This window comes from Streptomyces sp. JK94, from assembly GCF_053613315.1.
This window is the reverse complement of sequence record NZ_JBSICH010000060.1, coordinates 1-17,764: the sequence shown is the minus strand read 5'-3', so window position 1 is coordinate 17,764 and position 17,764 is coordinate 1. Positions and strand designations below refer to the sequence as shown.

Genomic DNA, 17,764 nt, shown 5'->3' with positions numbered 1-17,764 from the left:
AGAGGTCCTAACAAAGCCGCTGGACGTGGCGGTGGGTGATCAGGCAGACGGCGAGGCCCAGGAATGCTTCGTGGATGTCGTCGCGTCGTTCCCAGCGGATGCGCAGGCGGCGGAAGCCGTGGAGCCAGGCGATCGTGCGCTCAACGACGTAGCGGAAGGTGCCCAGGCCGGTGCCGTGCGGCTCGCCTCGCTTCGCGATCACGGGGCGTATGCCTCTCTGCCAGAGCAGGCGGCGGTACTTGTCGTGGTCGTAGCCGCGGTCGGCCAGCAGTGCATCCGGGCGCCGGCGCGGCCTGCCGACCCGGCCCGCGACGGCGGGAATCTTGTCGAGCAGCGGCTCGAGTTGGGTGACGTCATTGCGGTTGCCGCCGGTCAGCGACACCGCGAGCGGGATGCCCTGGCCGTCGACGATGAGGTGGTGTTTGCTGCCCGGCCGTGCGCGGTCGACCGGGCTGGGCCCGCTTTTGGGCCCCGTCGGGCGGCCCGCACATGCGAGGAGTCGATCACCGCCCGTTCCCAGTCCAGCTGGTTCTTCGACCGCAGCTCGTTCAGCAGCAGCTGGTGCAGCTGGTCCCAGACGCCGGCCTCGTTCCAGGCCGCAAGGCGCCGCCAGCAGGTCATGCCCGAGCCGAAGCCGAGTTCCTGGGGCAGGTACTCCCACTGGATTCCGGTGTGCAGGACGAAGAGGATGCCGCACAGGGCCTGCCGGTCTGGCACCCGCGGTCTGCCCTCGGCCTTCTTCGGACCCGGCTGCGGCAGCAACGGCTCGACCAGCGACCACAGTTCGTCCGACACGATCCACGGCCGCGACTGACGGTTTCCCATGCCCAGACATACGGGCAGAGCGGCCGACAGCCTCATGATCAGCAGCTTTTGTTAGAGCCAGTAAGCCCGAGAGAACTGCCTGACCTACACGGCCACGCAGGCGATCGTGGCCGGGGCCGGGGCCGTGGCCGGGGCCGGGGCCGGGGCCGGCGCCCGGGCGCTCGGCATCCGGGTCCACCCGGCCGCCGCCGCCACCGCGCTCGCCCTCTCGTTCGGCACCCACTACGCCGCGGACCGCCGCGTCCCGGGCAAGGGCCTGCTGGAGAAGATCGCCACCAAGACCGGCAAGAGCAACTTCTACAAGCTCGCCGACTTCGGCATGAACGGCGCCTTCCACCTGGACTCCGCCTGGCACCACGGCTGGGAGACCGTCGCCGCGCTCATCGCCACCACCAAGGCCACCACGCGGTGACCGGCCGCTCCCGGACCCGCCTTGACCGTGTGCGCGGCTCGCTCGGCATCGCCCAGCTCGCCCTCCAGCAGATCGAGGACGACCTGAACGCCGACGACGTCGACGCCCGCGAGCTCGCCGCGATCCTGCGCGAGCTCCAGGAGGACATCGACGTCCCCGGCGGCCTCTTCCCGACGCTCGCCCAGGTGGTCAGCACCGCCGCACGGCGGGCGGAGCAGCTCGAACCGGACCGCGACGGTGACGCCTCCTGCCCCCTGCACGAGGCCGCCGCCCTGATCACTGACAACGCCGGGCAACGCCTGAACTGGGCTGCCCGCTCCCTCGACCCGCAAGGAGATGTCGAATGACCTCGGTGCTGTACCCGGAGCTGCCGGAGAACGGGCTGATCGTGCTGATCGGGGCTTCCGGCTCGGGCAAGTCGACGCTGGCCCGCACCTGGCCGGCCTCCCAGGTCCTCTCCCTCGACGACCTGCGCGGCACGGTCAGCGACGACTTCTCTGTCAAGTTCAGCGTGTTGAACTGGAGCGGGCAGTGCGGCCCGCGCCGGTGGTCGGCGGTCCTTACTATGCTCCGTCGGCGGAACGGAGCTGGAAGTCGACGACGACGCAACTAACCTGCCCGTCTTCGGTGCGGCCGGACCAGACGGGGTAGGCCCCGTCGCCTTGGCCGGCACGGAAGGCGATGAGGTTCGGCTCGGGCTCTGTGCCGGGCAGTTCGACGCTGAATTGGCTGTCGCTGTCGAGGGGTATGAAAATGTCGTCGTCCAGCTGGTCTTCGGTCACGGTCCGCTTCGCATCCATGAAAGCCGCTGTGCCGGTATCCACGCCAACCCCGTAGAACTGGCCCTCGCCGAGCAACCCCAGGTCCTCGTCAGGCCGGAGGGTCATTTCCCACTCTTGGGGAGGGATGTCCAGGAACGTCACCCTTGCCGCCGCGACACCGGCTCCGCGCGTCGTCCGCAGAAGCGACAGAGTGACCGGGAACTCGCCCAGTGGCACAGCGACGGTCCGCGGGTTGCTGATCCAGCCGGGGTCAGAGACCGCCAGCTGCCCTGACGTGATCCGCAGCATGCCGACGTCAATGGGCTCGACGACGGCCGGCCCCTCCCGGGTGTCGCACGTACCCGGGCTGAATAGTTGCTCGATTCCGGTGGCGCGCAGCGGTCCCGATCCTTCGTCCACCGACACGTCGTTCAGGACTACGGTCGCGGCGGACTCGTGGCCCTGCTGGGCGAGGAACGGCGCGAACACCTGCCAGTCGCCGAATTCCGGTGCGTGACAGAGGAAGTCCTCGATGGGCGTCGCGAACTGCCGCACGGGGACGCTCGACGGGCCGGATGCTCGATCGTGCGATGACTCCGGCGACCCGCCCCGCGGTCCGGCGATCTCGGACCTCACCTCGACCTGCCCGTCGGCTGAGACGGTCGTGGTCTCCTGAACATCCCACTTCCCGTACAAGTGCGCCTGCTCGTTGGGAAACTGCCATCGGGTGTTCCGCTGAGCCAGCAACATTCCCGGGCTGTGAGGCTTGAGGTCGATCATCTGCATGCACCAGGACCTGTCGTCGAACAGATACACACGCCACATACGCCGCGGCCAGTATTCGATCAGTGCCAGCGGTCGCTCCCGCGCGGAAAGCAGAACCGCGTAGTCCACCCCGGCCGCATGCTTGCGTGCCGCGAGCGCGCGCGACATTGGGACCGGATGGGTCATTCCCCGATAGGAACCCCACATCTCGCCGTACGACACATCAAGACTGCCGAAGATCACAGCCGCACATCTCCCCCCGTGGCACCAGCCACCCCCGAGCAGTGGCGCTCGACGGGTGGCCCCGCCGCAACGCCTTGCTCCTTCTGAAGCTTCGTCGTGCCGCAGTCTGCCACTGAGGTGTGACACAGAGGATTGTGGGAGGCCCGCGACCTGGGGTTACCGATGAAACGTGCCGCCCCAGGTGCCGAAACAGAGTCGGTTCGGCGACCCCCGTTGGTAATGGCGGCGTTACGGCTGGTCAACGCGTTCTGTCGGTTGCTGTGGGCCACAGTGGGTGCGGGCTGTATCCGAGGGGAGTGCGTCGGCAGCGTGCGGACTACGCCGGTGCGGTCGGCGAGCTGCTGGTGCAGCAGCCGGTTTCTGTCATTGACTGGTGCAGGGCGCCGACCAGCGCCTCGACGTCGGTCTTCAGCCGCGCGATTTCTTCGGCGTCGGCTGACCGGAGTTCCTTGAGCCGGCGGATCTGCTTGCGCAGGCGTTGTTCGCTCTCCGGGGTGCCGCCGAGGGCGCGCACCCTGTCGTAGAACTCGTTCTTCAGGTCGGTGTGCCGCTGGGTGAGGGCGTTGCGCGGGACACCAGCTTCGAGTGCGAGGGCGACGATCGTCAGTGCTCCGTTCGACTGCCGCGGTGTGCTGTCCAGGATGCGTTCCATCGCGGCACGGATCCGTTCGCGTTCATCCGGGGCTGGGCTCATGACGTCGGCTCCTGTACGTGAGTGCGGTCTCGTCCGTGCCGGTCCGCCAACCGGCGCAGGTGTCCGGCGCGTCGGGTGAGCCGGTCAGCGAGGGGGCCAGGCACGGTCTCGGAAGCGGCCTGCTTGTCCAGGGCCTGTGCGTGCTCGCGCAGCTGCTCGGCGTGCTGGTCGGTCCGCGCGATGTTCGCACAGGACGGTTGGCAACGGTCCAGGCGCGGGCCTCGGTGAGGTCCAGCCGGTGGCACGGCGCCCGATCTCGGTTGTAGACGCACATCAAGAATGCGTTCGGGTTGTCGTAGACGGTCAGGGCGGGGTTGCGCAGGATGTCGTGGGCCTGGCGCTGCGTGCGGATCGACCCGGCGAACGTGGGGGCCTGGGCTGCGGCGTGGATCGCGCGCTGTGCGGCGGGGCTTGAGATGCCCACTCCGCGGGTGAGGTCGTCGTGGAGATTGGTAAGGGTGTCGGCGGTGGCACGGGCGGTCTCGATGTCGAGCAGTTCGTGGATGCCGTCGCGGCCGTGGGCTAACGGTGGAGTCGGGTATTGGAACTGTCCCAATGCCCTTGATTGAGGTACTGGGGGGAGGGCCGGCATAGGGGTTCGAGCTGCCTCTGCTGTCCGTTCATGAGCCTCGTTAACCTCGCGCTTTCACGAGGTGGGGTTGTCCGAGGCTTGATCAAATAAGCGGAGAATGCTCCTGACCTGCAACGATGGGACTTGTCGAGGGTCCTGTTGGCTGCATGGGAAGAAGCACTCTCCAGGTGAAGAAGCGTATCGGGTCGTACCCGCACGTCCGTATCGAGGGCGGCGGCCGGGCGGTGGTCTCGCAGGCCGGGAGCATGCTGCTGGTCGAGACCGTCCGCAAGGTCGGCCTGGACACCGCGCTATCCGCGGCGCTGTCGCCGTGGTGGAAGGCCCGGGCGGTGCACGATCCGGGCAAGATCCTGCTGGACGTGGCCCTCGCGGTCGCGCTGGGCGGGGACTGCCTCGCGGATGTCGCCATGCTGCGCTGTGAGCCGGCCGTCTTCGGGCCGGTGGCCTCCGACCCGACGATCTCCCGCTTGATCGACACCCTCGCCGCCTCCGGCGAGAAGGCCATGCAGGCCATCCGGTCCGCACGCTCCGAAGTCCGCAACCGGGTCTGGTCGCTGGCAGGCAAGCACGCCCCGGACGCCGACGGTCAGGTCACGGTCGACCTCGACGGCGTCCTGGTGATCGCGCACTCCAACAAGGAGGACGCGGCCGCGACCTGGAAGAAGACCGATGGGCATCATCCTCTGACAGCCTTCGTCGACCACGGCCCGGGCGGAACCGGAGAGCCGGTCGCCGCCCTCCTCAGGCCGGGGAACGCGGGATCGAACACGGCCGCCGACCACATCACCACCACCCAAATCGCCCTGGCCCAACCGCCGAAGAAGTACCGGCGGGGACGGCAGACGCTGATCCGCACGGACTCCGCCGGCGGCACCCACGACTTCGTGTCCTGGCTCGCGAAGCGAGGACGATGGCTGTCCTACTCGGTCGGCATGGTGATCACCGACGCCATTCACCAGCACCTCCTGAAGATCCCGGCCTCAGCCTGGACACCGGCCGTCGAGACCGGCGGCAAGGTCCGCGACGGAGCCTGGGTCGCCGAGCTCACCGGCAAGTCCCTGGACGGCTGGCCCAAGGGCATGCGGCTGGCCGTCCGAAAGGAATGGCCCCATCCTGGAGCCCAGTTGAAGGATCACGGATGCGGACGGCATGCGGATCACGTGCTTCGCGACCAACACCCCCGACCGTCCCATCGCCGAGCTCGAACTCCGTCACCGGCTGCGGGCCCGCGCCGAGGACCGGATCCGGGCCGCCCGGGCCACCGGCCTGCGCAACCTGCCCCTGCACCGGACAGCTCAGAACAGGGTCTGGCTGGAGATCGTCCAGATCGCTCTCGACCTGCTGACCTGGCTGCCCACGCTCGCCCTCACCGGCACTACCCGGCTCTGGGAACCCCGCCGCCTGCGATTCCGCCTGTTCTCCGCGGCCGCCCAGCTCGTCACCACCGGCCGCCGAAAGATCCTCCGCCTCGCCAAGCATTGGCCCTGGACCGGCGAGATCACAGGCGCCCTCGAACGACTCGCGCTCCTGCCAAACCCCCGGCTGACCAGCAACGTCCACCGTCCCGACAACAACATCACCCACCCCGGCCAGTGGAACCCGGCGCCCACCCGACGCGACAGCCGGGCCACCGGCCTGCCCACCATCAGCTCCAGAAAGCGAAAGGGTCCACCGACTCCGTCGGCGGACCCTCACGAAAGATCGAGGCTGACGATCTACACCTCAGACAACCGCCCACGACCAGCGTGAGCAAACCGAGAGTCGGTCACACCAGCCCTTTGACCTGCGACTTCAAGTTGGCGGAAGCCCAGTGAGCCTCCGTCAACGGAGGTGTTCCACCCAGGCTGCACGTCCGTGTACGTCGAGGTCGACTGGTCCTTCACGGTCTGCGGCGCATCGGGGTAGCGCACTTTCGCCCATCCGGCCGGTGCCCGCGTAGACAGGCTGAACGGGCCGGGCCCCGGCCGGATGGGCGGTGTGACGGGAGGAGACGCCCACCGCGTAGGGCAGATCTCGTTCCTCCAGCCCATGGCGGAAGGCGGCGGCATCGCCGTATCCGGCGTCCGCGACGACCGGCGGGATGTCGATGCCCCACGAGAGGATCTCGTCGATCATGTCCAAAGCGGGCTGCCACCGTCTGGCGAACGTGACCTACCGGATGACCCACCCCTGACGGGACCGATCGGCTTGTGTGGCGGATCGCCGGCCACGACGAGGACCGGCGGGCGCTGACTGTGCTGCCCGGGCGCCGTGAGCACAGTGGGCCCGGCCTTCACCCAGGCCGGGCCCGACGGGCCCGACGGGCCTGCCCGGCTGTCGGTGAAGGCCGTGGCGGACTCGGTGCCGGGGCCTCAGCCGACGACGATCTCCTCTTTGGAGATGATGCGTCCAAAGGTGTTCAGGTCGATGAAGTTCTCGTGGTCCGGGTTGACGGTCTTCAGGAAGTTCTCGCAGAAGTAGAGCGCGTTGAGGTCGTCCATCGTGTCGAACCATGCCTCGACCACCGAGTCGTAGTCCGGTTCGGGATAGTTCGGCGCGGGGACGGGATACGACACCACGAAGCGGCGGATGTACTGCTGCGCCTCCGGGATGGACATGAGCAGCGGCCGGTGGATGTTCCGCTGGTAGTGGGTGAACTCGTCATGGGTCATGCCTTCGCGACGCTTCAACGTGATGACCATTTTGATCATGATGCCTGTCCGTTTCTATTCGATGAATAGTGATTCGTCGGTCCGGTGCCACCAGCCGGGAAATGCGACGCGCGCCGGGACCGGTCGGGTGCGCACCACCATTGACGGCAGGTCCCCGGCGGCGGGGACGGCGGTGTCGGTGATCTGCGCGTTGTCCATGGCAGTAAGCCTGCGCCCGGCCGCACGGCTGATCCAGGCACCCGCGGTACCTGGCTCGGCCGTGCGGCCAAACGCACACTGGAGGTATGGACAGACGAGAGCTGGCCGGCTTCCTGCGCGGCAGACGCGAGAGCATCACCCCTGCCGACGTGGGGCTGCCCGCCGGGCCGCGCCGCCGCACACCGGGGCTGCGCCGCGAGGAGGTGGCGCAGCTGGCGTTCATCTCGACCGAGTACTACACGCGCCTCGAGCAGGCCCGCGGCCCGCGCCCCTCGCGCGAGGTACTCGCCGGCCTGGCGCGGGCCCTGCGTCTGTCGGACGCCGAGCGCGACCACCTGCACCACCTCGCCGGCGCCCCGCCCGGTCCGCCGGCCGGGCCCTCACGCGAAGTGCCGCACAGCATCCTCGACCTGCTGCGGCGGCTGCCGCACACCGCGGCGATCGTGCTCTCCGCGACCTACGAGGTGATCGCCTGGAACGACCTGGCCGCCGCTCTCCTGGAAGACTTCTCCCCCCTGTCCCGGCGCGAGCGCAACCTCGTGCGCCGTGCCTACCTCACGCCGCCGTCGCGCGAGCGGCCGCTGTACGACCCGTTCGACGCGGAGGCGTTCGCCCGCGCCGCCGCCCGGCGCCTGCGTGCCACCGCCGCCCGCTACCCCGACGATCCCGAGGTGACCACGCTGGTGGGTGACCTTCTCTCCGGCAGCGTGGAGTTCGCCCGGCTGTGGGCTGCCCACGACGTGCGTCCCGAGTCCACCCTGCGCAAAACCGTCAACCACCCCCTGATCGGCCCCATCACCATCAACTGCGACCTCCTCGACGTCACCGACCAGGACCAGCAGGTCGTGCTCTACACGGTCGAGCCCGGCTCTCCCGCAGAGCAGGCACTGCGGCTGCTGTCGGTCATCGGCACACAGCGCATGGACGTACCCGGCTGAGAAGTCCTTGCGGAATGATCTTCATGTGCCATGGCGGAGGGACAGACGGCTTCGTTCTTCAGCGCCTGGCACCCAGCCGTCCGTCGAAGCGCTGAGAGAGCTGATCCGGGCGCAGGCCGACACGACCGGCTTCGTGGTCCTGCACCGGTGGGGGCAGATCCTGGAGCGCCACTTCCCGCCCCGACTGCCGGACCCCGAGCACCACCGAGTAGCGGCGGCCGCGGGGCCCGGCGGGTCCGGAGCGTTCAGGCAGCGTCGCCGTCGCCGCCCGGAAGCTGAGGCCGGCGGATCCGCTCCCGTTCGACCTCGGCAGCGATGACCGCGCGCTGCGTCTCGCCACGCTGCTCGATGGCCGTCCGCTCCGTCGCGCCGCGCTGCTCGATGTGCGCCTTCGCCACCCGCCCGGCCACCGTGACCGCCGTGGCGACGGGCACGGTCGTGGCCAGGATGCCCGGCCAGGCGGAGCCGGTGTGGGAGTCACCCGGCTGCAAGTCGGTCGACGGAACATCAGGCTCGTCTGTGCTCATAGCCCTCATAGTCCGGTCCTCGCGCCCCTGTTGACCAGCACAGTCACCCGTACGGCCACAGGGGCGGTCAGGAGTCGGTGATGTGGTCGAAGCCGCTCAGCAGCGGCGTCAGCTCCTGAGCGCACCCGCACAGCGTGCACAGCTGCGTCCCCCGGATTCTCCGCGACGTCCAGGGCCCGCTGCACATCGAGCAGCGGTGCTCCCTCGGGTGCCTCTTCGCAGTCCGGCGCGTGCAGCACGCCGCGGGCCGGGCCCCGCCCCTCACGGACCTTCGCCAGGACGCAGCCTGAAGGCCGGCGCACCCCTAGGACCTCGCGGACCGTCGACGTCGGCGGTGCCGGCGGGAGAGGCTCGGTGGGGACCTGGTCGTAGTCGACGCCGTCGACCGGCCGCACATGGTCGGGCGCCCGGACCCACACCCGGTACTCCGCCGCCTCCACCCCGCCGTCCTACTGGTGAAGGGGCAGTATCCGGCCCATGCACTATTCGCGCCCGGTAGATGGTGCATACATCCCGCGTGGCGCTGGTAGTGGGCTGCTGACGAGCCTGCTCAGCCCGCGCCCCTCGATCATGTTTCGGCGGGCCTCTTGACGTCAGGTTCCTTCCGTGAGCGTACGGGGACGTGGCGCCTGGCGAGGCTGTGCAGGAGAAGGCGGGCCGTCAAGATCGGCATCTGGGTGACCTGTCAGTAGCCACCCGAACGGGGGCGCTTCACTCGTAGTGAACCACCGGCGCGCTGTCCCCCGTGCGAGCTACACGCGGATGGCACTGCGGGGTGACACCCCTCGGGGGCCGACTCCGTAGGATTTTCAGGTTCGCGGATGTTGACCGCGCTGATTGGGAGGGGACGTTCATGAGAAGACCCGGGTGGCTGACCGCGCTCGTCTTAGCAGTGACGCTGATGGCGGCGGGGATGGCGGAACCGGCCGCGGCGGCGGGGGAGGCGTGTGCCACGGCTGGATCGAACTTCGCCAGCCAGACGATCGCGGAGAGCGCGGCGGCGTTGCGGATAGGGTGCGCCCGCGACGCGGGAGCGCTGCGGTCGCTGGCGGACAGTGACACCGACATGGTGGCTGCCATCGACTTCAACACCGCGCAGCGGCCGGACGAGTGGCAGCGGCAGATGGGGCAGATGGTCGACACGGTGCGTGCCGACAAGGACAAGGGGCTCACGCTCAGCGAGTCGTTCGACCTGCGGGCGCAGAAGAGCAACGTGGGCTTCTACGACCGGCAAAGCGACGTCCGGTTCGACGGCAGCATCCAGGTTGTCGGCGACAGCCTCGTCATCGTCATACCCACGGGCGAGGTGAACGCTTCGGCGAACTGGTGGCAGAAGGCCATCGCCACCATGGTCGGCATCGCGGTGGGGTTCGTGGCCCTTGAGGTGTGCGAACTCTTCTTCGGCCCCGCCGCGCCTTTCGCCGTACCGATCTGCGGGGCCGTCGGCGGCGCACTGGGCGGACTCGTCGGTGACCTGATGAACGCCTACTTCGACGGGCGGTCGCTGGGCGACGCGGACGTCTGGAAGGAGGCGATCTCCGTGGCGGTGGTGAGCGCGCTGGGCGGGGCGGGCGCGGCGGCCCGCGAGAGCCTGAAGAAATGGGCCGCGGAGGGGGCAGTCTCGGTGGTCGAAGCGGTGGGGAAGACCATGCGGAACATCAGTACCCGGCTCGGCTCGTGGTCGGGGCCGTTGCCGTACATCCGAGGCCTGTTCACCCCCGACTTCGCGCAGAGGTTCAGGTTGACCATCGAACGGTTGCTCCAGGGCCAGCGAGCCACCGCTTGGCCGTCGACGATCCGGGTGATGGTGGTCGGCGACTCGATCAGCCAGGGCCACGAGGGTGACTACACCTGGCGCTACCGGTTGTGGCAGTGGTTCCAGGAGAACAACGTCTCGGTCGACTTCGTGGGCCCCTACCACGGCACGTTCACCCCGGACCAGCCCTCCCCGCCGAAACCGCCGCCCTTCGTCGGTGAGAAGCCGGCGGACCAGGGCATCCGCGTCGACGGCGGTTACGCGGCCGGGGTCGCCTTTGACAGTGACCACTACGCGCACTGGGGCAGGCAGGCCGCCCAGATCAAGGGCGACATCCGCCGGCAGGTCGAGACCTACCAGCCGGACCTCGTCCTGCTCGCGGCCGGCTTCAACGACATGGGCTGGTTCGTCAGCGACGAGAACGGCGCCCTGGACAGCGTCGAGACCATCATCGACCAGGCCCGCGCGGCCCAGCCGGGGGTCGACTTCGCGGTGGCCACCGTGCCGCACCGGTCGAAGATCGGTGGCCGGGACGACTTGATCACCAAGACCGACAACTTCAACCGGCTGCTCGCGAACGCGGCCCCCCGGTGGAGCATGGCCATCTCTCAGGTGGAGGTCGTCGACTGGCAGAAGGGGTACTCGTGCGCTCCCGCCGCCTGCCCGGCTGCTTACGACGGCCTGCACCCCAACGCCTTCGGCGAGTACCAGCTCGCCATCGCCTTCGAGCAGATCCTGCACGACCGATACGACCTGGGCCGGGGGCCGATCCCCTTCCCGCCCGAGAACCTGCCGGTCCGTCCGACACCCGTGCCGGCCGGTCTGAAGGCCGAGTCCAGCCCCCAGGGCGTGACGGTCACCTGGGACCCGGTGTACGGGGCGTTCGGCTACGACGTGCGGTCGCGGATCGCCGGCCAGAGCACCTGGAGCGAGGGCCGCGTCAACAGCAACCGGACCGACACCACCTGGACCGTCGACGGCATCCGGTGGGAATACCAGGTGCGCACCGTCGGCGGTGACAACGTCAAGGGCCCCTGGTCCGGCACGGTCAGTGCGGTCGCCCACCCGAAGACGGCGCCGCCGCCGCGGGTCTCCAGCGCGTCCATCCTCCAGGACGGCATCGAGCTCAAAATCACACCACCTGACGGCCCTTACACCGACACCATCGACCGGTACGAATTGATCCTCTTCGACAAGGACACGCCCGGTGCCTGGCTTACCGGCACCGGCTTCCGCGGCAACAGCGTCAAGGTCTACGGGCTGAAACCGGGCCACCGCTACCTCGTTGCGGCGGCCACTTGGAACGCCGCCGGCGGCGGGCTGCCTGCACTGGCCCGGCCGGTGATGGTCGGCGGCGGCATCCCGGCCGCCCCGACCGGCCTGCGGGTGACCACCGTGGATCCCACCACGGTGGAACTGGACTGGAACGGCGCGAAATCGGCGGCCGGCTACCGGCTGTGGGTCTCCAACGTCAAGGACGGCGGCACCACCCCGCCGGAGGCCGACGAGAACATCATCGAGGACACCCACTACGGCGTCGGCTTCCTGTTCCCGGGTGTGTGGAACTTCGAGTTCTGTGTGACGGCCGTCAACGGCTCCTTCGAGTCCGACAAGTCCAACTGTGTAATCCCGTCCCATCCCGACGGCAGCGCGCCGACCAACCCCGGCGGCCGTGCGCTGAACCTCTCACCGAGCGCTCGCACCGCGGCGTCGGACGCGGTGGACATCGGTTCGCTCACCGCCCTGAGGAACCCTGACGGCACGGGAAGTCCCGTCGCGGTCGGTGTCGGGGTCAACGGAGGTGACCGGTAACTCGGCCTCGGTGTCCCGTGGTGCTGCCGCGCACGCGACAGCACCACGGGACACCAGTGGCGAATCAGCAGACGGCGAGGAAGAAGACGTGCAACGCCACGTGTCAAACGCCTGTGCGCGAACTGTTTTCGAGGTCCCGGTACGACGGCAGTCCCACGAGGTACACCCACCCCGTCTCGGTCTGCCGCCGCCTCCACAACCGCGCCACGACCTCCTGTTCCGGCTGCCCGAGTGCCGGGTCGGCGGGCAGCACGACCCGCACCGGCACCGGCCGGGCCGCGTCGTCGGAGGGTGTGGTCACGGCCCCACGGTAAGCGCCCGCCGCCCCTCGAAGACCCGGTTACGCGTCCGGTCAGTCGGTCGTGGGCGGGCCGATGTGCAAGGACCAGTCGCCGGTGTATTCGTCCAGGTCGATCCGCAGGGGCTCCAGGGCGTCGGCGTCGTGGACGTCGGCCCGGATGATGCGGCCGGTGCCCAGGTGCAGGGAGACCCGAAGCTGCCGACCTATCCGGTTGGGCACCTCCAGTCCGATGAGCGGCAGCGACACCATGGAGCCGGCCTTGAGGACCAACGGCAGCTCAATGCGCTCAGCCTCGCTCCCGACCTGCACCGGCGCCGCGAAGTGCACAGCGGGGGTGAACAGCATCTGGGTACGCCGGGCCCGCTTCCACCCCACGCGCCGGACGGCTCGCAGCTTCCACACCGCCCGCTTCAGGCGATGCCCGGCAGGGCGCGCACCATCCCTTCCTGCGGTCTGTTCCTCATGCGACCCCGGATCTTGGACACACGAGACACTGGATCCTGAGGATCTGAGAACGGACATCTCGTGGTCATGAAGCATTATCCGCCGCAGTTCAAGGCGGACGCGGTCGCGCTGTACCAGTCGCGGCCGGAGGCGACGATCCGGTAGGTCGCTGCCGATCTGGGGATCAACCCCGAGACCCTGCGGAACTGGGTCAGGGCCGCCGGCGCGTCCCGGCCCCGGGGACGCCGCGCGGAGACACCCGCCGAGCCGCCCACGCCGCTGGAGGCGGAGAACGCCGCCCTGCGCAAGAAGGTCCGCGAGCTGGAGGAGGAACGCGAGATCCTACGCAAGGCCGCGAAGTATTTCGCCGGGGAGACGCGCTGGTGAACCGCTTCCCAGTTCGTCGCCGACCACCAGCGCCGCTACGGCGTGAAGCGGTTGTGCGCCATCCTCGAAGTCTCCCGCTCCAGCTTCTACTACTGGCGCAAGACAGCGGCCGTGAGGGCGGCCCGCCAGGCTGCCGACGCCAAGCTCGCTGTCCGGATACGCACGCTTCATCGGGCCTCGGACGGCACTTATGGCGTCCCCAGAATCACCGCCGAGCTCCGGGAGAACGGCGAGGTGGTGAATCACAAGCGCGTCGCTCGGGTCATGAAGACGATCGGGCTGGCCGGGCTCCGCCTGCGCCGCAGGCACCGCACCACCATCCCCGACCCGGCCGCCGCGAAGGTCCCGGATCTGATCGGCCGCGACTTCACCGCGGACCAGGCGAACACCAAGTACGTCGGCGACATCACCTACCTTCCCCTGGCCAGCGGGAGGTTCCGCTATCTCGCGACCGTGATCGACCTCGCCTCGCGACGCCTGGCGGGGTGGGCGGTCGCCGACCACATGCGGGCGGACCTCGTCATCGATGCCCTGCACGCCGCCGAACGGACCCGCGGCAGCCTCGCCGGCGCCATCTTCCACAGCGATCACAGGGCCCAGTACTGCAGCCGGGCCTTCGCCGACGCCTGCCGCAAGGCCGGCGTCACCCAGTCCATGAGTGCGATCGGCTCCAGCGCGGACAACGCACTCGCCGAGTCGTTCAACGCGACCTGCAAACGAGAGACCCTCCAGGGTCGCCGAGCCTGGGACACCGAGCGCGAGGCCCACCTGGACCTCTTTCGCTGGCTGCACCGCTACAACACCGTCCGACGCCACTCCAGCCTCGGCAACCGCAGCCCGATCGCCTACGGGCGAGCACTCCGAACAACATCAACTACGCTGGCCGAAGCCGCATAGCCCGTGTTCAGGATCAAGGGTCAAGGCCCAGGTTCGGTATCCGGCCATTTCACGGATTCTGGGAAAGGGGTTTATTGACAAGCTTGGTGCCACCCCCAATATTCGTACCTGTACTGCATGTTCATGGTGAGCATGATCCCGACTTCATCGGCAACCACATCAGGATGTGGCCCATGTCCTATCTGTCTCGCCTGCTAGCAGCTTTCATGCTGGTCCTCAGCGCAGTCACAGGGCTCGCTGTTACCGCCTCACCCGCGACGGCTGCGCCGTCCGCAGTGATCGACTGCCCTGGGTACATCAACCAGCAGTTCAACCCCGGCCTGACCTTCACACCTCAGATGGTCAACTTCACTGCCGACGGTACCTTCGGCCCCTGCGTCGGCACCGATACGTCCCATGTGTTCGCCGACTTCCTCGCCCAGGGCAGCGGCATTCTGTCCTGCCTGGTGAGCAGTCCGGTGGACGTCTCCGGAACGATCCAATGGAGCGACGCCCAGAATCAGGGGCAGGGCACTTCGAGGTTCGTCGGTACCGTCGGTGTCGCGCAGCGTCCCCTCGGCGTCAACGTCATCGTCACGGTCGCCCAGATCACCAGCGGCGAGTTCGCCGGCCAAACACTCATCTATGAGATCGTTATCACCAGCACTGATCTCACGGCCTGCGGTACTACTCAGGGCCTGCGGCAGGTGGCTGGACCCGCCAATCTCACCACCGCGTAAACGGGGGATCTCCAGTTAGCTAACCTCGGGCTTTCACTTGGGGTCCGTCCGGATCACGGGCGGTAACGCGAAAGTGCCTTCTGCTCTGGGACGATGAACCTTGTCGAGGGGTTCTGTCGGTCCAGGTGGAAGGCACTTTCTGCGTGCAGGGTATCTGGTCTCGTCCCAGGCTTCATGTCTCCGCCGATGGTGCGGGGGTGATCGGGCATGCCGGGACACGGCTGCTGGCTGATCTCACCGATGCCACCGGACTGACCAACGCGTACTCCACCGCGTTGAGACCGCTCCGGCCACGCGGTAATGGTCATGACCCGGGCCGGATCGCTACCGACCTCGCGGTGATGCTCGCCGACGGCGGCGGGACGATCGCGGATCTGGCCGTGCTGCGCGACCAGGGCGAGGTGTTCGGCCCGGTCGCCTCGACGCCGACGACCTGGCGGCTGCTGGCCGCTGTCGACGAACGCGTACTGGACCGCCTGCGCTCGGCCCGCGCCCAGGCCCGGGAAGTGGCTCGGCTGCAGGCATCCGAGACCCGCTGCGGCATACCGGCGGCGAAAGCCGGCGGACGGGAACTGCCCGGCCTGGTCCTGGACATCGACGCCACACTGATCACCTGCCACTCCGAGAATGAGGCGGCCGCACCCACCTGCAAAGGCGGCTTCGGGTTCCACCCCCTGCTGTGTTTCCTGGCCAACACCGGCGAGGCCATGTCCGGGCGCCTTCGGCCTGGAAACGCCGGAGCCAACACCGCCGCGGATCACATCGCGGTACTGGACGACGCCCTCGCACCGATCCCCAACGCCCACCGGCACGGCACCGACATCCTCGTCCGCACCGACAGCGCCGGATCCGCGAAGCTCTTCCTCGCCCACGTTCGAGCGCTGCGAGCACGCGGAATCCGCACCTTCTTCTCGGCTGGATACGCGGTCACCGAACCGGTCCGCCGCGCGATCCGGGCCCTGCCCGAGCAGGTCTGGCACCCCGCCTGGACCAGGACGGCACCCTCCGTGAGTCCGCCGAAGTCGCCGAATTGACAGGCATGACCGACCTTGCCGGCTACCCGGCCGGCACCCGTATCATCGTCCGCCGCGAACGCCCCCACCCCGGAGCCCAGCTCTCACTCTTCGACCAGGACGAAGGCATGCGGCACCAGGTCTTCCTCACCGACACTCCGTTCACATCCGGATCGGACCAGTTCCTTGAGGTCCGCCACCGCGCACACGCCACCGTCGAGGACCGCATCCGGTGCGGCAAGACCACCGGCTTCGGCCGCTTCCCCTCCCGCCGCTTCCCGGTCAACGCCGCCTGGCTCGAACTCAGCCTCGCGGCGATCGACCTCCTCGCCTGGACCCGCGTCCTTCTGCTGGACGGTGAACTCGCCGTTGCCGAACCCAAGAAACTCCGCTACCGGATCCTGCACGTCGCCGCCCGGATCACCCGGGGCGGCCGCCGCCTCCGCCTTCGGATATCGGCGACCTGGCCCTGGCGACATGAACTCGCCGCCGCATTCCACCGCCTGGCCGCACTACCCCGCCCCGCCGCCTGACTCGCGGTTCCCGCCCGCCCTCGGCCCAAGGACCCTGGAGAACCCGACCCCGCGTCGGGCCCTCACCATGTCCACCGGCCGACCCAACCTCAAACAAACTCGCTCAGCCGCCCAGCAACCCCAACGGAAACGGCGAGGTTAGCGGAGCGGGTCAGGCATCGAAGTACTCCAGGAGCACGCTGACCGGCAGGTCGTCCGCGGAGTCCGTAGCGTTCTTCGCCCTCACTGAGGGCAGTGGGCTCGGGCGTAGAGGATAAAATCCTCGACGGTCGAGAGCTTCTGTGCATCCTCGTCGGGGATCTCGAATCCGAACTCGTCCTCCAGGGCCGACACCAGATCGGAAAGGTCCAGCCCGTCCGCCCCCAGATCGTCGACAAACGACTTCTTCTCCTCTACCTTCTCCTCACTTACTGGCTCTAACAAAAGCTGCTGATCATGAGGCTGTCGGCCGCTCTGCCCGTATGTCTGGGCATGGGAAACCGTCAGTCGCGGCCGTGGATCGTGTCGGACGAACTGTGGTCGCTGGTCGAGCCGTTGCTGCCGCAGCCGGGTCCGAAGAAGGCCGAGGGCAGACCGCGGGTGCCAGACCGGCAGGCCCTGTGCGGCATCCTCTTCGTCCTGCACACCGGAATCCAGTGGGAGTACCTGCCCCAGGAACTCGGCTTCGGCTCGGGCATGACCTGCTGGCGGCGCCTTGCGGCCTGGAACGAGGCCGGCGTCTGGGACCAGCTGCACCAGCTGCTGCTGAACGAGCTGCGGTCGAAGAACCAGCTGGACTGGGAACGGGCGGTGATCGACTCCTCGCATGTGCGGGCCGCCCGACGGGGCCCAAAAGCGGGCCCAGCCCGGTCGACCGCGCACGGCCGGGCAGCAAACACCACCTCATCGTCGACGGCCAGGGCATCCCGCTCGCGGTGTCGCTGACCGGCGGCAACCGCAATGACGTCACCCAACTCGAGCCGCTGCTCGACAAGATTCCCGCCGTCGCGGGCCGGGTCGGCAGGCCGCGCCGGCGCCCGGATGCACTGCTGGCCGACCGCGGCTACGACCACGACAAGTACCGCCGCCTGCTCTGGCAGAGAGGCATACGCCCCGTGATCGCGAAGCGAGGCGAGCCGCACGGCACCGGCCTGGGCACCTTCCGCTACGTCGTTGAGCGCACGATCGCCTGGCTCCACGGCTTCCGCCGCCTGCGCATCCGCTGGGAACGACGCGACGACATCCACGAAGCATTCCTGGGCCTCGCCGTCTGCCTGATCACCCACCGCCACGTCCAGCGGCTTTGTTAGGACCTCT

15 protein-coding genes and 7 pseudogenes are annotated in these 17,764 nt (G+C 68.6%); 10 read left to right on the top strand and 12 right to left on the bottom strand.

Annotation, left to right across the window (positions count from 1 at the left end; all coding sequences use genetic code 11):
* Positions 1-7: 7 nt before the first annotated feature.
* Positions 8-825, bottom strand: a protein-coding gene (locus tag ACVV2G_RS32645; protein WP_453845995.1) for an IS5 family transposase whose coding sequence is annotated in 2 segments (ribosomal slippage) — positions 8-487 and positions 490-825 — 816 coding nt in all. Because the reading frame shifts where the segments join, the coding sequence is not laid out codon by codon here.
* 106 nt (positions 826-931) lie between these two features.
* Between ACVV2G_RS32645 and ACVV2G_RS32640 the strand changes: the two genes are divergently transcribed.
* From ACVV2G_RS32640 to ACVV2G_RS32630, 3 genes and pseudogenes are all read left to right on the top strand, one after another.
* Positions 932-1,237: a hypothetical protein gene (locus tag ACVV2G_RS32640; protein ID WP_453846401.1), complete on the top strand. Its 306-nt coding sequence runs from the start codon at positions 932-934 to the stop codon at positions 1,235-1,237.
* Positions 1,234-1,584 (top strand): hypothetical protein, encoded by a 351-nt coding sequence (locus ACVV2G_RS32635; RefSeq protein ID WP_453846400.1) that lies wholly within the window; start codon positions 1,234-1,236, stop codon positions 1,582-1,584. Before ACVV2G_RS32640 ends, ACVV2G_RS32635 begins: the two co-directional genes overlap by 4 nt.
* Positions 1,581-1,730: pseudogene (locus ACVV2G_RS32630) on the top strand (AAA family ATPase); the annotation flags it as partial. The gene ACVV2G_RS32635 and the pseudogene ACVV2G_RS32630, both read left to right, overlap by 4 nt.
* A gap of 70 nt (positions 1,731-1,800) precedes the next feature.
* Here the strand turns inward: ACVV2G_RS32630 and ACVV2G_RS32625 are convergent.
* The 3 genes from ACVV2G_RS32625 to ACVV2G_RS32615 all read right to left on the bottom strand — a co-directional run bounded on the left by ACVV2G_RS32625 (position 1,801) and on the right by ACVV2G_RS32615 (position 4,256).
* The gene (locus tag ACVV2G_RS32625) at positions 1,801-3,006 is read right to left on the bottom strand and encodes a DUF4241 domain-containing protein (protein WP_453846399.1); all 1,206 of its coding nucleotides are present in this window, start codon (positions 3,004-3,006) and stop codon (positions 1,801-1,803) included.
* Positions 3,007-3,322: 316 nt separating this feature from the next.
* Positions 3,323-3,700: a hypothetical protein gene (locus ACVV2G_RS32620; RefSeq protein ID WP_453846398.1), complete on the bottom strand. Its 378-nt coding sequence runs from the start codon at positions 3,698-3,700 to the stop codon at positions 3,323-3,325.
* Positions 3,681-4,256 (bottom strand): hypothetical protein, encoded by a 576-nt coding sequence (locus tag ACVV2G_RS32615; RefSeq protein ID WP_453846397.1) that lies wholly within the window; start codon positions 4,254-4,256, stop codon positions 3,681-3,683. The genes ACVV2G_RS32620 and ACVV2G_RS32615 overlap by 20 nt, the downstream gene beginning before the upstream one ends.
* Before the next feature lie 203 nt (positions 4,257-4,459).
* Between ACVV2G_RS32615 and ACVV2G_RS32610 the strand changes: the two are divergent.
* A pseudogene (locus tag ACVV2G_RS32610) lies at positions 4,460-5,831 on the top strand (IS1380 family transposase); the annotation flags it as partial.
* A gap of 335 nt (positions 5,832-6,166) precedes the next feature.
* On the opposite strand, the pseudogene ACVV2G_RS32605 reads toward ACVV2G_RS32610, so the two are convergent.
* The 3 genes and pseudogenes from ACVV2G_RS32605 to ACVV2G_RS32595 form a co-directional block, all read right to left on the bottom strand.
* Positions 6,167-6,425: pseudogene (locus ACVV2G_RS32605) on the bottom strand (transposase); the annotation flags it as partial.
* 218 nt (positions 6,426-6,643) lie between these two features.
* Positions 6,644-6,973, bottom strand: a complete 330-nt coding sequence (locus ACVV2G_RS32600) for an EthD domain-containing protein (RefSeq protein WP_453846396.1) — start codon at positions 6,971-6,973, stop codon at positions 6,644-6,646.
* 24 nt (positions 6,974-6,997) lie between these two features.
* Positions 6,998-7,141, bottom strand: coding sequence for a hypothetical protein (locus tag ACVV2G_RS32595; RefSeq protein WP_453846395.1), 144 nt, complete (start codon positions 7,139-7,141; stop codon positions 6,998-7,000).
* An 86-nt stretch (positions 7,142-7,227) separates the two neighbouring features.
* Between ACVV2G_RS32595 and ACVV2G_RS32590 the strand changes: the two genes are divergently transcribed.
* On the top strand, positions 7,228-8,079 hold the full coding sequence (locus ACVV2G_RS32590; protein WP_453846394.1) for a helix-turn-helix transcriptional regulator: 852 nt from the start codon (positions 7,228-7,230) through the stop codon (positions 8,077-8,079).
* Between the two features lie 245 nt (positions 8,080-8,324).
* Here ACVV2G_RS32590 and ACVV2G_RS32585 read toward each other — a convergent pair whose 3' ends face one another.
* Entirely contained in the window at positions 8,325-8,606 is a 282-nt protein-coding gene (locus ACVV2G_RS32585) for a hypothetical protein (protein WP_453846393.1), read from the bottom strand.
* Positions 8,607-8,673: 67 nt separating this feature from the next.
* A pseudogene (locus tag ACVV2G_RS32580) lies at positions 8,674-9,055 on the bottom strand (DUF6233 domain-containing protein); the annotation flags it as partial.
* Positions 9,056-9,459: 404 nt separating this feature from the next.
* On the opposite strand from ACVV2G_RS32580, the gene ACVV2G_RS32575 reads away from it, so the two are divergent.
* Positions 9,460-12,174, top strand: a complete 2,715-nt coding sequence (locus ACVV2G_RS32575) for a GDSL-type esterase/lipase family protein (protein ID WP_453846392.1) — start codon at positions 9,460-9,462, stop codon at positions 12,172-12,174.
* A gap of 103 nt (positions 12,175-12,277) precedes the next feature.
* Here ACVV2G_RS32575 and ACVV2G_RS32570 read toward each other — a convergent pair whose 3' ends face one another.
* Positions 12,278-12,475 carry a hypothetical protein gene (locus tag ACVV2G_RS32570; protein WP_453846391.1) on the bottom strand — a complete coding sequence of 66 codons (198 nt, stop codon included), beginning with the start codon at positions 12,473-12,475 and terminating at the stop codon, positions 12,278-12,280.
* Between the two features lie 51 nt (positions 12,476-12,526).
* Complete coding sequence (locus tag ACVV2G_RS32565; RefSeq protein ID WP_453846390.1) at positions 12,527-12,877, bottom strand: hypothetical protein; 351 nt, start codon at positions 12,875-12,877, stop codon at positions 12,527-12,529.
* Positions 12,878-13,000: 123 nt separating this feature from the next.
* Here ACVV2G_RS32565 and ACVV2G_RS32560 point away from each other — a divergent pair.
* From ACVV2G_RS32560 to ACVV2G_RS32550, 3 genes and pseudogenes are all read left to right on the top strand, one after another.
* A pseudogene (locus ACVV2G_RS32560) lies at positions 13,001-14,203 on the top strand (IS3 family transposase).
* Positions 14,204-14,376: 173 nt separating this feature from the next.
* Complete coding sequence (locus ACVV2G_RS32555; protein WP_453846389.1) at positions 14,377-14,922, top strand: hypothetical protein; 546 nt, start codon at positions 14,377-14,379, stop codon at positions 14,920-14,922.
* Between the two features lie 125 nt (positions 14,923-15,047).
* Positions 15,048-16,468: pseudogene (locus ACVV2G_RS32550) on the top strand (IS1380 family transposase).
* A gap of 222 nt (positions 16,469-16,690) precedes the next feature.
* Here ACVV2G_RS32550 and ACVV2G_RS32545 read toward each other — a convergent pair.
* A complete protein-coding gene (locus ACVV2G_RS32545) occupies positions 16,691-16,891 on the bottom strand; it encodes an acyl carrier protein (protein WP_453846388.1) in 201 nt (66 codons plus the stop codon).
* A 12-nt stretch (positions 16,892-16,903) separates the two neighbouring features.
* Here ACVV2G_RS32545 and ACVV2G_RS32540 point away from each other — a divergent pair.
* Positions 16,904-17,757 (top strand): annotated as a pseudogene (locus ACVV2G_RS32540) (IS5 family transposase).
* The last annotated feature ends 7 nt before the right edge of the window (positions 17,758-17,764 follow it).